This window comes from Ruegeria sp. HKCCA5463, from assembly GCF_013034175.1.
Taxonomy (GTDB): Bacteria; Pseudomonadota; Alphaproteobacteria; order Rhodobacterales; family Rhodobacteraceae; genus Ruegeria.
The window spans coordinates 51097-64926 of record NZ_WQFL01000003.1; the positions used below are offsets into that span (position 1 = coordinate 51097).

The 13830-nt window shown below is 58.6% G+C and carries 14 protein-coding genes and 1 riboswitch; of the genes, 11 read left to right on the top strand and 3 right to left on the bottom strand.

Annotated elements, in window-relative coordinates; translation table 11 throughout:
• Positions 1-3: 3 nt before the first annotated feature.
• Positions 4-900: a LysR family transcriptional regulator gene (locus GOW09_RS08455; protein ID WP_171117371.1), complete on the bottom strand. Its 897-nt coding sequence runs from the start codon at positions 898-900 to the stop codon at positions 4-6.
• Positions 901-984: 84 nt separating this feature from the next.
• Here GOW09_RS08455 and GOW09_RS08460 point away from each other — a divergent pair, with 84 nt between their 5' ends.
• Positions 985-1806, top strand: coding sequence for a phytanoyl-CoA dioxygenase family protein (locus GOW09_RS08460; RefSeq protein WP_171117374.1), 822 nt, complete (start codon positions 985-987; stop codon positions 1804-1806).
• On the opposite strand, the gene GOW09_RS08465 is transcribed toward GOW09_RS08460, so the two are convergent.
• On the bottom strand, positions 1789-2652 hold the full coding sequence (locus GOW09_RS08465; RefSeq protein ID WP_171117376.1) for a hypothetical protein: 864 nt from the start codon (positions 2650-2652) through the stop codon (positions 1789-1791). The two genes, GOW09_RS08460 and GOW09_RS08465, sit on opposite strands and share 18 nt — an antisense overlap.
• A 123-nt stretch (positions 2653-2775) precedes the next feature.
• Here GOW09_RS08465 and miaB point away from each other — a divergent pair, with 123 nt between their 5' ends.
• From miaB to cmk, 10 genes are all read left to right on the top strand, one after another.
• On the top strand, positions 2776-4095 hold the full coding sequence (gene miaB, locus GOW09_RS08470; protein ID WP_171117378.1) for a tRNA (N6-isopentenyl adenosine(37)-C2)-methylthiotransferase MiaB: 1320 nt from the start codon (positions 2776-2778) through the stop codon (positions 4093-4095).
• A 208-nt stretch (positions 4096-4303) separates the two neighbouring features.
• Entirely contained in the window at positions 4304-5032 is a 729-nt protein-coding gene (locus GOW09_RS08475) for an outer membrane protein (protein ID WP_371808033.1), read from the top strand.
• Between the two features lie 135 nt (positions 5033-5167).
• Entirely contained in the window at positions 5168-6190 is a 1023-nt protein-coding gene (locus GOW09_RS08480) for a PhoH family protein (protein ID WP_152457164.1), read from the top strand.
• 36 nt (positions 6191-6226) lie between these two features.
• Positions 6227-6721 (top strand): rRNA maturation RNase YbeY, encoded by a 495-nt coding sequence (gene ybeY, locus GOW09_RS08485; RefSeq protein ID WP_171117393.1) that lies wholly within the window; start codon positions 6227-6229, stop codon positions 6719-6721.
• Between the two features lie 36 nt (positions 6722-6757).
• A complete protein-coding gene (locus GOW09_RS08490) occupies positions 6758-7645 on the top strand; it encodes a hemolysin family protein (protein WP_171117395.1) in 888 nt (295 codons plus the stop codon).
• On the top strand, positions 7642-9147 hold the full coding sequence (gene lnt / locus GOW09_RS08495) for an apolipoprotein N-acyltransferase (protein ID WP_171117397.1): 1506 nt from the start codon (positions 7642-7644) through the stop codon (positions 9145-9147). Before GOW09_RS08490 ends, lnt begins: the two co-directional genes overlap by 4 nt.
• Positions 9148-9188: 41 nt before the next feature.
• Positions 9189-9238, top strand: a riboswitch (SAM-SAH riboswitch).
• Between the two features lie 5 nt (positions 9239-9243).
• A complete protein-coding gene (gene metK, locus GOW09_RS08500) occupies positions 9244-10425 on the top strand; it encodes a methionine adenosyltransferase (RefSeq protein ID WP_171117399.1) in 1182 nt (393 codons plus the stop codon).
• Positions 10426-10522: 97 nt separating this feature from the next.
• Entirely contained in the window at positions 10523-11233 is a 711-nt protein-coding gene (gene trmB / locus GOW09_RS08505; protein ID WP_171117401.1) for a tRNA (guanosine(46)-N7)-methyltransferase TrmB, read from the top strand.
• Between the two features lie 68 nt (positions 11234-11301).
• Complete coding sequence (gene aroA, locus GOW09_RS08510) at positions 11302-12648, top strand: 3-phosphoshikimate 1-carboxyvinyltransferase (protein WP_171117402.1); 1347 nt, start codon at positions 11302-11304, stop codon at positions 12646-12648.
• Complete coding sequence (gene cmk / locus GOW09_RS08515; protein ID WP_170344919.1) at positions 12645-13262, top strand: (d)CMP kinase; 618 nt, start codon at positions 12645-12647, stop codon at positions 13260-13262. Before aroA ends, cmk begins: the two co-directional genes overlap by 4 nt.
• Before the next feature lie 21 nt (positions 13263-13283).
• Here the strand turns inward: cmk and GOW09_RS08520 are convergent, their stop codons facing one another.
• Entirely contained in the window at positions 13284-13760 is a 477-nt protein-coding gene (locus GOW09_RS08520) for a YHS domain-containing (seleno)protein (protein WP_171117404.1), read from the bottom strand.
• Positions 13761-13830 lie beyond the last annotated feature (70 nt).

The window sequence follows — 13830 nt, forward strand, 5'->3', positions numbered from 1 at the left end:
ACCTTAAACGCCTGTCAGCCCGGCCACCAAAACACGTTCGGCCTTTTCTATGACCGTGTCAGAGGGCCCTGTACCGTGCCGTGCCAGAACGACGGATTCCGCTGTGTCCGGATTGGCGATCGGTACGCTGACCAGATGCTTGTTGTCATAGCTGAAGCTGCTGGGTGGGCTGGCATAGCTGATCCCGATTCCCTCACCATGGGCGGCAAGGCTGCGTTGAATCTCAAGGGATGCGGCCCGGTGCGCGACGGTAGGGCGCAGCCCGTTTTGTCGGAACAGGCCGAGAATGTGTTGGGCGGACAAACCTTCCGAAGACAGAATCAGCGGATAACCCTCCAGCGCCGCAAGGGTGACTTCCGTGGTTGTCGCCAATGGATGATCCGGGGGCATCAACGCTTTCGGTCTACTGTCGAACAGCTTTGTACGGGCGAACCCCGCATCCATGGTCAGGTCGTATGTGATTGCAATGTCAATCTGGCCATCCATCAATCCATTCAGCAGCCCTTCGAAGGACCCGGCCACATATGTAAGGTTGATATCAGTGAACCTGTCTCGGAGAAGTTGCAGGGCCGGGGCCAAAAGGAAGGGGGCCAGGTCCGTAAAGCAGCCCAATCTCAGCCTGGTGGTGCCCGGCGCGGAGGTATCGGACGTTTCGATTCGCGCAGCATTTTTCAGCAAGACCTCGGCCTGGTCTATGAACGCACGTCCCTGGGGTGTCAGTGCCATGGCTGCACCTCGGCGGCGAACGAACAGCGGAAACCCCAAATGGGCTTCAACACGCGTCAGCGCAGTGGACAAGGCCGGTTGCGAAACATTGAGATGCTGGGCTGCCGCCGACAAACTGCCGTGACCCCCGACTGCACAGACATATTCATATTGGCGCAGTGAAATATATAACATGAGCTTAATAATAACTTCGAAAGATATGATTTGAACAGAATACATTTTTCCGGGCAAAAACAAAAAAAACTTCAGGAGCTTCCGATGCCACACCCTCTTGTTTCTCAGCAGATGATCGACACTTATCAGGCCGACGGCGTCGTACTGGTCAAAGGGCTGTTTGCGGATCACGTGGATCAACTGCGCGATGGTGTGGCCGCGAATATGGCCGATCCCGGTCCCTATGCCTCGGAAAACAAGAAGGCGGGTGAAACAGGTCGTTTCTTTGATGATTATTGCAACTGGACCCGGATTCCACAGTTCCGCGACGTGATCGAGACGTCTCCTGCAGCTGAGGTTGCCGCGGATCTGATGCAATCGAGACGCGTTCAGATGTTTCACGATCACGTGCTGGTCAAGGAACCCGGTACGTCGATGGCGACGCCGTGGCATCAGGACGGCCCATATTATTTCGTCGAGGGTCAGCAGACGATCAGCTTCTGGTCTCCGCTTGATCCGGTCAGGCAGGCGACGCTGCGGTGTGTCGCCGGGTCGCACCGATGGGAGAAAGAAGTTCTGCCGACCCGATGGGTTTCCGAGGACGGCTTTTTCCCGGATGAAGGTCAGTACATCCCTGTGCCGGATCCGGATGCCGAAGGTATGAAGATCGTCGAATTCGAGATGGAGCCCGGCGATGCCGTCGCTTTCAACTATCGCACGCTGCACGGTGCGCGCGGAAACCAGTCGGACAGCCGTCGCCGCGCCTTTTCACTGCGGCTGGTGGGCGACGATGCCCGGTATGTAGAGCGCCCCGGCCGAACCTCGCCCCCGTTTCCCGGTCATGACATGACGCCGGGACAGCGCCTGCGCGAGGATTGGTTTCCGATTCTGTTGCAGCGCCAGGCCGGCTCAGAACCACTGACCTGATTCGATCAGCCCGAGATCCAGCAGCTGGCGGGACTGCCATTCAAACGGCACCGAGTTGCGCCAGCAAAAGCTTCGGATGTCAAAGGTTGACCCTGCATTGGATTTCAGCGCCTTCGCGGCACGGAAGGAACAAATGGCGGCCGTCAGGTTGTGATGCCAGGGACAGGAATAGGTATTGTATTCCGGTTCGTTGAACGTGTGATCGGGTCTCAGCACCAGGTTTTTTTGCGCTTTGAACAATGCGATGCGGTCGATCCTGCGACGTTCGTAGGGGATGTGGTCCTCGAACCGCCATCGCAACCCGCCTGAAAGATCCACCTGACGGTCCAGCGGTTGGCCGCTTGGGTCCTGGCGGGTATGGACATAATAGCCAACGCTGTCGAACATGGCCTGATCGGGGGCCACGCCATTGGGATGTGCGGTCAGATCCTCTGCGTACAGGTCGATGACATAGCTGAGCATCGCATTGCGACGCTCTTCACCATGAAAGACAAGCATCTCGCCCACGCTGCGCGTTTCGCAGTAGGGAAAGAACAGGTATTCGGCGTTGTAGCAATAATACATCCAGATGCCGGGTGCGGCCTGAATGATCCTGTTTATGGTTTCGAACACAACCAGCCGGGGAACACATTTCAAATTGACCCGATGCACCTTGGCGGACAGGTCCTCTGTCAGGTGAAACTCGTCCGGGGCAAAGACGATGACGGATTTGAAACCCAGCCTTAGATGATGGTGCAGCGTGCTGGCCAGCTCTACGTCGTCCTCGGCAAAAATCAATGCTACGGGGCCTTTGGCCAGTGCGGCCTGTCCCGATTTCAGGAAATGGTCGAGGGAATCGTACGTCATCGGGTGCTTTTTGGTCCGGCCTTGCTGGAAAGTCCTGCCAAATTCGGGTAATTGCGCCCGCATTGCAAGCGGCGTTCGAAGCGTATAGATGACGCCGATCCAGCGAATGCAAAGGCCCGTCCCATGTCCGAACCGAAGAAGCTGTTTATCAAGACTTATGGCTGTCAGATGAACGTCTATGACAGTGAACGCATGTCCGAGGCGCTGGGCGGGCAGGGCTATGTCGAAACCAAAACGCCTGACGATGCCGACATGATTCTGCTGAACACTTGTCACATCCGCGAAAAAGCGGCTGAGAAAGTTTATTCAGAACTCGGTCGCTTCAAGGGTCTGAAGGCCGAAAAGCCTGACCTGAAAATCGGTGTGGCAGGCTGTGTTGCGCAGGCCGAAGGTGAAGAAATCATGCGCCGCCAGCCGCTGGTCGATCTGGTCGTCGGTCCGCAAAGCTATCACCGTTTGCCCGAGATGGAGGCCAAGACCCGTGCGGGCGAAAAGGCGCTGGACACCGATTTCCCCGAGGAAGACAAGTTCGAAAAACTGAAAAACCGTCCCAAGGCCAAGCGCGGCCCGACGGCGTTTCTGACTGTTCAGGAAGGGTGCGACAAGTTCTGCGCCTTCTGCGTGGTGCCTTATACGCGTGGGGCCGAAGTCAGCCGCCCCGCGGATCGCATCATCCGCGAAGCCCATGATCTGGTTGAACGCGGCGTGCGCGAGATCACGCTGCTAGGTCAGAACGTGAACGCCTATCACGGGGCCGGCCCCGACGGAGACGTGACCCTGGCAGGGCTGATCTGGGAACTGAACAAGGTTGACGGGCTGGAACGTATTCGTTTCACCACGTCGCACCCCAATGACATGGCCGACGACCTGATCGAGGCACATGGCAGCTGTGAGAAACTGATGCCGTATCTGCACCTGCCGGTTCAGTCGGGCTCGGACCGTATCCTCAAGCGAATGAATCGCAGCCACACGGCAGAAAGCTATCTGCGCCTGATCGAACGCATTCGTGCGGCGCGCCCGGATATTGTGATGTCAGGGGATTTCATAGTCGGCTTCCCCGAAGAAACCGAAGAGGATTTTCAGGCAACGATGGATTTGGTTGAAGAGGTCAAATACGGCTACGCCTATTCCTTCAAGTATTCCACACGCCCGGGAACACCGGCGGCCGAGCGGGCTCAGGTTGATCCGGCTGCGGCGGATGATCGATTGCAGCGCCTTCAGGCCCTTATCACAAGATACCAAAGGGAAATTCAGGACGGTATGGTCGGTCTTACAGTCCGCGTTTTGTTTGAAAAACCGGGCCGCCTGCCGGGCCAGATGGTCGGAAAATCCGAGTATCTGCATTCGGTGCACGTGAAGGGCACCGGGATTGCCGTTGGTGATCTGAAAGAGGTCCGGATCACCGACTCGGGCGCCAATTCTTTGGCGGGTGAGCTGCTCTGAGTCGGTAAGATTCCGCCGTTCAGACACCATAGTTGGTGTTTGTTTCGAAAATTTACCCTTGATTTATTGCTTGGAACTATGCTCGGAGAGGAGCCATGTTTTTTCAGGCGCTGTTTTTGCGTCAAAAAAACGATTATTCGCCGATCCCGAGATCGGAGTGATGGAGGTACGAGTGCCAATCTTGAACAGCTTCAGGACCCTGAGCCTAGTGAAAACCTTGCCCTTGGCCTCAGTTGTCACTTTTTTTGCCAGCGCGACGATTGCCGGAGACCTGAAAGGCACGACAACCGATCCTGTCGTTATCAGCCCCAAGAAGTTCAGCAGTGACGTCAGTGCATTTTACCTGGGGATTGCTGGCGGCTACGCCTCAGGCTGGGACGATCGATTTGGTCTGAGAACGCCCGCCGGGCTGTTTGATATTGGCGACCTGAACGTATCCGGCGCATACGGTGGCTTTCGTGGTGGCTGGCGTGGTGTTCTGCCTTCAAGGTGGGGGCGTGATTTCGTTTATGGTTTTGAAGTCAGTTATGATTTCGGATCCTTGGACGATAGTGTCAGAACCCAGATCTCTGGTGCCGATGTTCAGGGTGGGACAGAGGTTTCTGACGTTTTGTCCCTCAGGTACCGAAGCGGCCTGACAAGTCGAAACGGTCGGGTTCTGTACTTTTTCAGTGTCGGTTACTTGTGGGGGGATGTTGAGACAACCAACAATATCGCAACGGGGACTTCGACACAGAATTTTGCGGTGTCGGATCGGCGGGGCGGATATACCGCAAGCATCGGTGCCGAACACAAGCTGACCGACAATTGGTCGGTCACCGGCGAATACGAATACGTCCAGTTCAAATCCGAAGACGTTCAATTCGGTTCGGGCTTTTCCACGAAGTCCACACCGAAATACGGCGGCTTGAGATTCGGGCTGAACTATACGTTCTGATGCGCGTCTGACAGGCTTTTTCTTTTGTATGATCGGCGCTTTTGTCATCTGTGGGCTTATTTTTGAAACTGTGGCTTGCGCCCACCGAGATTTGTTGTCTACGCTCAGGGTGAACTGCCAAGACAGGAGAACGGATTGGCCATCGGTGCCCTGACCCCACCGCAAGACGAAATGCCCCAACGCGAGGCGTTTTTAGAGTTTCCCGACAACCGATTGTTGATTGACCTGTGCGGCGAATACGACCGCAATCTGACCGACATCGAAAGCAAGCTTTCCGTCCAGATCGTACGCCGCGGCAATCAGCTTGTCGTGATGGGCGATGAAGACGCCCAGAAGCAGGCTATTGAGGTGCTTCAATCGCTTTACACGCGATTGGAAGGCGGGCGCGAGGTCGAGGCCGCGGACGTGGACCGAGAACTGCGGATGGGTGGTTCGGAACAGGGGACCGGCAGCCGCGACGGCGATCAGTTGGAAATGTTCAAGGGCGGTTCAGTCGAAATCAAAACCCGCAAGAAACTGGTGGAACCGCGCACGGACGCCCAGAAGGCTTATGTGCAGTCACTGTTTCAAAATGAGCTTGCATTTGGCATCGGGCCAGCTGGCACGGGGAAAACCTATCTGGCTGTCGCCGTGGGCGTGTCGATGTTCATTGGCGGGCATGTGGATCGAATCATCCTCAGCCGCCCGGCGGTCGAGGCGGGTGAAAAACTGGGCTATCTGCCCGGTGACATGAAGGACAAGGTCGATCCCTACATGCAGCCGCTGTACGACGCGCTGAATGATTTTCTGCCCGGCAAGCAGCTGGCCAAGCTGATCGAGGAAAAGCGAATCGAAATAGCGCCGCTGGCGTTCATGCGTGGACGCACGTTGGCCAATGCTTTTGTGGTGCTGGACGAGGCACAGAACGCCACGACCATGCAGATGAAGATGTTCCTGACTCGTCTGGGCGAAGGCAGCCGTATGGTAATCACCGGCGACAGGTCTCAGGTGGATTTGCCACGCGGCGTTCAGTCGGGTTTGCAGGATGCCGAAAGACTGTTGAAAACGATCCCCAACATCAGTTTCAACTATTTCACGTCCAAGGACGTGGTTCGCCACCCGCTTGTGGCCGCGATCATCGAAGCGTATGAGGCGGATGCGGGCCGCGAAACCAGTTGATTGCAAGGCTCATTCACAGGGCTGTTGTGCGATAAGATGAATCTGGAACTCACTGTCGAAGACGACCGGTGGCAAGGGCTTGAAGCTTTGTCGCGGCAAGCGATATCCGCCGTCCTGTCCCATGCGGAACTGGACCCTGAGCTTTGCGAGATCAGCGTTCTGGGATGCGATGATGCGCGCATTTCGGAGCTGAACGCCGAGTTTCGCGGCAAACCAGCCGCCACCAATGTTCTGAGCTGGCCGGCAGAAGACTTGGCCCCGGACGAATCCGGGCAAGCGCCGCATCCGCCAAAGCCGGATTTCACCGGTGAAATTCCTTTGGGCGATATTGCGATCTCCTTCGACACCTGCGCGCGTGAGGCGGATGAGGCGGGCAAGGACATTGACGATCACGTCATCCATTTGCTTGTTCACGGAACGTTGCATTTGCTGGGATATGATCACATTCGTGACCCCGATGCCGCTTTGATGGAAGGGATTGAGGTCGAGATACTTGGCAAGTTGGGTATAGATGACCCATATAAGGTATAAGGTGGGTCAAGCGACCCGATCAGTTGGAACAAGGTAATGGGCGAAACAGACGGCAGTTCTAGGGCAGCGCAAAGCGCGCAACCTCAGGACAGCGGCAATGATACAGAAGAGAAAAGCGGGTTTATTTCTCGAATTTTCGACGCGTTTTCGGGTCATGAGACTCAGCAAAACCCGGTGATGAATGGGCAGAGCGCAGCGGCAGCTCGGCCTCACGGGATGATGAACCTGCGCCGGATGCGCGTCGAAGACGTGGCCATTCCAACGGCCGAGATCATCGCGGTTCCTTCTACCATCACCAAGGATGAACTGGCCGACGTGTTCCGGGACAGTGGGTTGTCCAGAATCCCGGTCTATGAAGGAACGCTGGATACGCCGTTGGGCTTCGTTCACCTCAAGGACTTCGCACTGACCCATGGTTTCAATGGCGGTGCCGACAAGTTTGACCTGAAATCCATGTTGCGCACGCTTTTGTTTGTGCCGCCTTCAATGCCGATCGGTGTCCTGCTGACAAAGATGCAGACCGAACGTCGCCATATGGCGTTGGTGATTGATGAGTATGGCGGCGTCGACGGGCTGCTGACGATCGAAGACTTGATCGAGCAGGTCGTGGGTGAGATCGCGGACGAACACGATGCAGACGAAGATCAGCTTTGGGTGCAGGAAAAGCCGGGCTGTTACGTTGTGCAGGCACGTGTGCCGCTTGAGGACTTCGAAGCCGAGATCGGCAGATCCTTGACCAGCCACGAGGATGTGGATGAAGAAGACATCGACACGCTGGGGGGGCTAGTGTTCATGCTGTCCGGGCGTGTTCCGGCACGGGGTGAGGTCGTGATCCATCCGGAAGGGCCGGAATTCGAAGTGATTGAAGCCGACCCGCGACGCATCAAACGGTTGCGCGTCATGCTGCCGGACGTCGCTGCATGACGCCTGTCCGGGGCTGGCCGTCATCGTTGAGATTGTTTGCCGCCGCCGCACTGGGCGCCGTCGGCGCTTTTGGCCAGGCGCCGCATGGGTATTGGGGCGCTACGGTTCTTGCGCTGATTTTGATCGTTCCGGTTTTCCTTGCCAGTGAAACCCGCGCTCGCGCGGGGTGGATCGGCTGGTTCTTCGCCACCGGCTATTTTGCACATGCACTCAGCTGGATCATCGAGCCCTTTCAGGTGGACGCAGAGCGCCACGCCTGGATGGCACCGTTTGCGCTGGTGTTTATGGCCGGCGGGCTCGCCTTGTTCTGGGCGGTTGCGTTTCGACTGGCGCGGCATGTTGGCGCGACCGCCATGCAGCAAAGCGTTTTGCTGATCGCGACGCTGTCGCTGGCTGAACTGGCACGGGGATACGTGCTGACCGGGTTCCCCTGGGGCGGAGTGGCGCAAATCTGGGTGAATACGCCCGTGGCGCAATTGCTGTCTCTGGTAGGGCCGTATGGCCTGAATGCGCTGACATTTGCCGTGGCGTTTCCGATAGGGGCGGCACTGGTTCAGGAAAGACGCTTGCGGGCACTGCTCCGTCCACTGGGATTTACAGCTGCGGCGGCGGCGCTGGCAGCTGGCTATGCGTCGATGCGGCCAATAGTGCAGGAAGGCCCGCACACAGTTCGTGTTGTTCAGCCCAACGCGCCGCAGCACCAAAAGTGGGACCCGGCATATGCGCCCTTGTTCTTTGCCCGTCAGATTGAATATTCCGCCGCTTTGCCCGGACCGGACCTGATCGTCTGGCCCGAGACCTCAGTTCCAGCCTGGCTGGGCAGCGCACAACCGTATTTGACGGCCATCGCGGATGCCGCTCAGGGGACGCCCGTGGTTTTGGGGATCCAGCGCGGAGACGGCCCGAGGATCTTCAACTCGATGGTCTATCTGGATGAAGCCGGGCAGCAGGGCGGTCTGTATGACAAACACCATCTGGCCCCTTTTGGGGAATATGTGCCTTTTGGCGAGTTGATGGGCCGTTTTGGGATTTATGGGATGGCGGCCACGACGGGGCATGGATTCAGCGCGGGGCCGGGGCCTGATCTTTTGGACCTTGGCGAATTGGGAAAGGCGTTGCCTCTGATCTGTTACGAAGCCGTGTTCCCGCAGGATGTGAACGGTGCGCCGGGCCGGGCAGACTTTCTGTTGCAGATCACCAATGACGCATGGTTCGGAACGCGTTCCGGACCGTTTCAGCATCTGGCGCAGGCCCGGATGAGGGCGATTGAGCAAGGTCTGCCGATGATCCGTTCGGCCAATACCGGCATATCGGCCATGATTGACCCGCTGGGTCAGGTCACGGCCTCATTGGCTTTGGGCAAGGCGGGATACGTGGATGCGATCCTGCCGCAGCCACATCAGCCAACAGTTTATTCCCGCATCGGGGACAGCCCCGTTCTTGCTGCGCTATTGTTTCTTGCTGCACTGGCGTGGTTCAACATCCGCCGCCTGACCAAATAATTAGAGATTGACCCCATCTTGAAGCGCGCGTATGCGTCTGTGACCTGTCACAACGGCTTCCTGGCGTGGCGGAGAAACCCCTAATGGAGCGCATTTATGTCCCGACAGAACTATACATTTACTTCGGAATCCGTTTCCGAAGGGCATCCTGACAAGGTCTGCGACCGTATCTCGGATGCTGTCCTTGATGCATTTCTCAACGAAGAACCAGAAGCCCGTGTGGCTTGCGAAACCTTTGCAACAACCAACCGGATTGTGATCGGTGGCGAAGTAGGCCTGTCTGATCAAGACAAGCTGCACGATTACATGGGGCGCATCGAACAGATCGCTCGTGATTGTGTGAAAGACATCGGTTACGAGCAGGACAAGTTTCACCACGAAACCGTCGAAGTAACCAACCTGCTGCACGAACAATCCGCCCATATCGCTCAGGGCGTTGATGCGGCGGATGACAAGGACGAAGGTGCCGGCGACCAGGGCATCATGTTTGGTTATGCCACGACTGAAACTCCGGCGCTGATGCCTGCACCGATCCAGTATTCGCACGCTATCCTGCGGCGTCTGGCGGAAGTACGCAAGAACGGCACCGAACCTGCTTTGGGCCCCGACGCAAAGTCGCAACTGTCAGTCGTTTATCGCGACGGCAAGCCGGTCGGCGTCAGCTCGATCGTTCTGTCTACGCAGCATCTGGATGAAGCGTTGTCTTCGGATGATATCCGCGCCATCGTCGAGCCTTATATCCGCGAAACCCTGCCTGACGGCTGGCTGTCGGCCGAAACCGAATGGCACGTCAACCCGACCGGCAAATTCGTTATCGGCGGACCGGATGGTGACGCGGGCCTGACCGGGCGCAAGATCATCGTGGATACCTATGGCGGTGCGGCCCCTCATGGCGGCGGCGCGTTCTCGGGCAAAGACCCGACCAAGGTTGACCGCTCGGCAGCATACGCAGCACGCTATCTGGCCAAAAACGTCGTGGCGGCCGGCATGGCCGAACGCTGCACGATTCAGCTGAGCTATGCGATTGGCGTGTCCAAGCCGCTGTCGATCTATGCCGACACGCATGGAACCGGCCAACTGGCGGATGCGGCTATCGAGAAAGCCGTGGGTGAGGTCATGGATCTGACACCGCGCGGCATTCGCCAGCATCTGCAACTGAACAAGCCAATCTATCAGCGCACTGCTGCTTACGGCCACTTTGGTCGTCAGCCGAGCGATGATGGGGGGTTCAGCTGGGAGCGCACCGATCTGGTCGATGCGTTGAAGTCCGCAGTCTGATCTGAACAACACAAAGCGCGCCTTTCAGGGCGCGCTTTTTCCTTGTGCGTACCGCGCGCCCTTGCAACGTTCTCTGGCGCGCAGTATGGCGACCGCCATGAGCACCGAGACCCCACAACGCCCGCGCAGAAACTTCTATGGCCGCTTCAAGGGCAAGACCCTGAAGCCCAGCCAAAAGACCTATCTGAACGAAGATCTGGCGGCTTTGTCGCCCGGTGCGGTGGATTGGGATACAAACCCCGAACGCAGGCCGTTGGACCTGAACAAGTTGTTCGGCGGCAAGCCGGTCTGGCTGGAAGTCGGCTTTGGCGGCGGCGAACACCTGGTTCATCAGGCGCAAAGCAACCCCGACATCGGCATCATCGGGGCCGAGCCCTATATCAACGGTGTTGCCATGCTGCTGGGTAAAATTCGGCAGGCGGGGGTTGATAACCTTGCTGTGCATCCCGGCGATGCCCGAGACCTGTTCGACGTGCTGCCAGAGGCCAGTATATCGCGGGCCTTCCTTCTGTATCCTGACCCGTGGCCCAAAACCCGACATCATCGTCGCCGTTTCGTGACGCCGGAACATCTTGAACCGTTGGCAAAGGTCTTGAAGCCCGGATCGATCTTCCGAGTCGCCACGGACATCCCCGACTATGTGCGGCAGACACTCGAGGAAGTCCCCCGCGCCGGGTTCGAGTGGCTGGCCGAGCGCCCCGCAGATTGGCGCGAGCCGTGGGACGACTGGATTTCCACACGCTACGAGCAGAAAGCCTTGCGTGAAGGTCGCACGCCCCATTACCTGACCTTCCGCCGCAATGACTGATTGCCGCTGGACCAACCGGTGCCAATTCGCTAATCGGCTTGAGCACTGATAGCGCAAAAGGAGCCCCCATGTCCGGACACCGAACGCCCATCCCGATGACTTCGCATCCCTGCGGCCCGCTGACCGGCACGGCAGAGGTGCCGGGCGACAAGTCGATTTCGCACCGGTCGTTGATCCTTGGTGCGATGGCCGTGGGCGAGACCAGGATCTCGGGGTTGCTCGAAGGTGAGGACGTCTTGGACACCGCAAAGGCAATGCGGGCATTCGGGGCAGAAGTCACAGATCATGGCGGCGGCGAATGGACCGTGCATGGCGTGGGTGTCGGCGGGTTTGCCGAACCGGATCAGGTGATTGACTGCGGCAATTCCGGCACCGGGGTGCGACTGATCATGGGTGCCATGGCGACCTCGCCGATTGTGGCAACGTTTACCGGGGATGCCAGCCTGAACAAGCGTCCCATGGCGCGGGTAACGGATCCGCTTGCGTTGTTTGGTGCGCGGGCCGTGGGACGCTCGGGGGGGCGTTTGCCAATGACGATCGTCGGTGCGGCGGACCCGACTCCGGTCCGGTACGAAGTTCCGGTGCCCTCGGCCCAGGTGAAATCAGCGGTTCTGCTGGCGGGGCTGAATGCCCCCGGTAAAACCGTGGTTATCGAGAAAGAGGCAACCCGCGATCATTCCGAGCGGATGTTGTCCGGGTTCGGTGCCGAAATCACGGTGGAAGACACCGATGAAGGCCGGGTCATCACTTTGACGGGGCGCCCGGAATTGAAGCCGCAGGTCATCGCCGTACCGCGCGACCCGTCCAGCGCGGCCTTCCCGGTTTGTGCGGCGCTGATCACGCCCGGTTCGGACGTTCTGGTGCCGGGTATCGGCCTGAACCCCACGCGCGCGGGCCTGTTCACGACGCTGCGCGAGATGGGTGCCGACCTGACCTATGAAAACGAACGCGAAGAGGGCGGCGAGCCGGTTGCCGATCTGCGCGCGAAATACTCGCCAGACATGAAGGGTATTGACGTACCGCCTGAACGCGCGGCCTCGATGATCGACGAATACCCCGTTTTGTCCGTGGTTGCCGCAAACGCCGCGGGCACGACGATGATGGGCGGAGTGAAGGAACTCCGGGTGAAGGAAAGCGACCGCATCGATGCCATGGCACGCGGTCTGCGCGCCAACGGCGTCACGGTCAACGAGGGTGACGACTGGTGGTCGGTCGAAGGGTTGGGCATCGGCAAGGTTCCGGGTGGCGGAACGTGCGAAAGCTTCCTGGATCACCGCATTGCCATGTCCTTCATGGTGATGGGTATGGGCGCGCAGAACCCGGTAAGCGTGGATGATGGCGGCCCGATCGCGACATCCTTCCCGGTTTTTGAGCCGTTGATGGCGTCGCTGGGCGCAAAGGTAGAGCGCAGGTGAGCTTCACTGTCGCGATTGACGGACCTGCGGCTGCGGGCAAGGGTACGATCTCCAAAGCCGTGGCGGCGCATTTCGGGTTTGCGCATCTGGACACCGGGTTGCTGTATCGCGCCGTCGGGCGGCGTACCCTCGAAGGGTTTGGTGCGCTTGAAGCTGCGCAGGCCCTGACCGCCGAAGAGCTTGAGCAGGGTGATCTGCGCACGGCTGAAATCGCGCAGGCCGCATCCAAAGTGGCGGTGATCCCCGAGGTTCGCGCTGCCTTGGTGGATTTTCAGCGCGCCTTTGCCCGAAGGTCAGGTGGGGCCGTCTTGGATGGGCGCGATATCGGGACGGTGATTTGTCCCAATGCCGAGGTGAAGCTGTTTGTAACGGCCAGCCCAGAAGTGCGAGCCGAACGCCGGTTTCTGGAGCTTAGTGCAAAAGGTGCTGACGTGACGCGCGAACAGGTTCTGGCAGATGTCAAAGAGCGGGATGCCCGCGACGCAGAGCGCAGCGCTGCGCCGATGAAGCCAGCTGAGGATGCAGTGCAACTGGACACGACAGACCTCAGTATCGAGGCTGCATTGGCCAAAGCGCTTGAAATCATAAGCGCAAAACTGCCCGCGACGCGCTGACGTCGCAGGCAGGGGCGGAGTTTAAAGCTCGCCTACGGCGATGCTCTTGATGTTTGCCCACTGTTCGTCCGCCGTTTTTGCGGTGGCGGGAACGTCCTTCATGAAGGCCGCGCGGGTTTCGGCGTTCAGGAACAGGTACAGTTTTCCATCTGCGACCAGGTACTGATCCGGGTCTCCGTCGAACTTCTTGCCGACCGATACGCCGAATGAACAGAACCCACCATGCTGCGGCAGGTAGGCCTCCGGGTTCGCTTCGAACGCCTCGAGGTTGGCGGCGGTGGTGAAGTAGTAGGACGCGCCGTCATAGGTTGCCGAGTGGGTGGCGAAGCCTTCGACCGGGTTGCCATCATTGACCAAAGCAACCAGATCGACCCCATGTGCGGCAAGCGGGGCACCTGCGGCCGAGATGCCGTTCGACACGTTGATTTCGTCCGCGGCAAAAGCCGGCGCGGACAGGGCGATGGCGGCTGCCAGGGCGGTGAAGACGATAGTTTTCATTACACGTTTCCTCTTGGTTCTGGGTTCGGGTCGATCGGATCGTCGACCGGTGAAACATAGTTAGGGGATG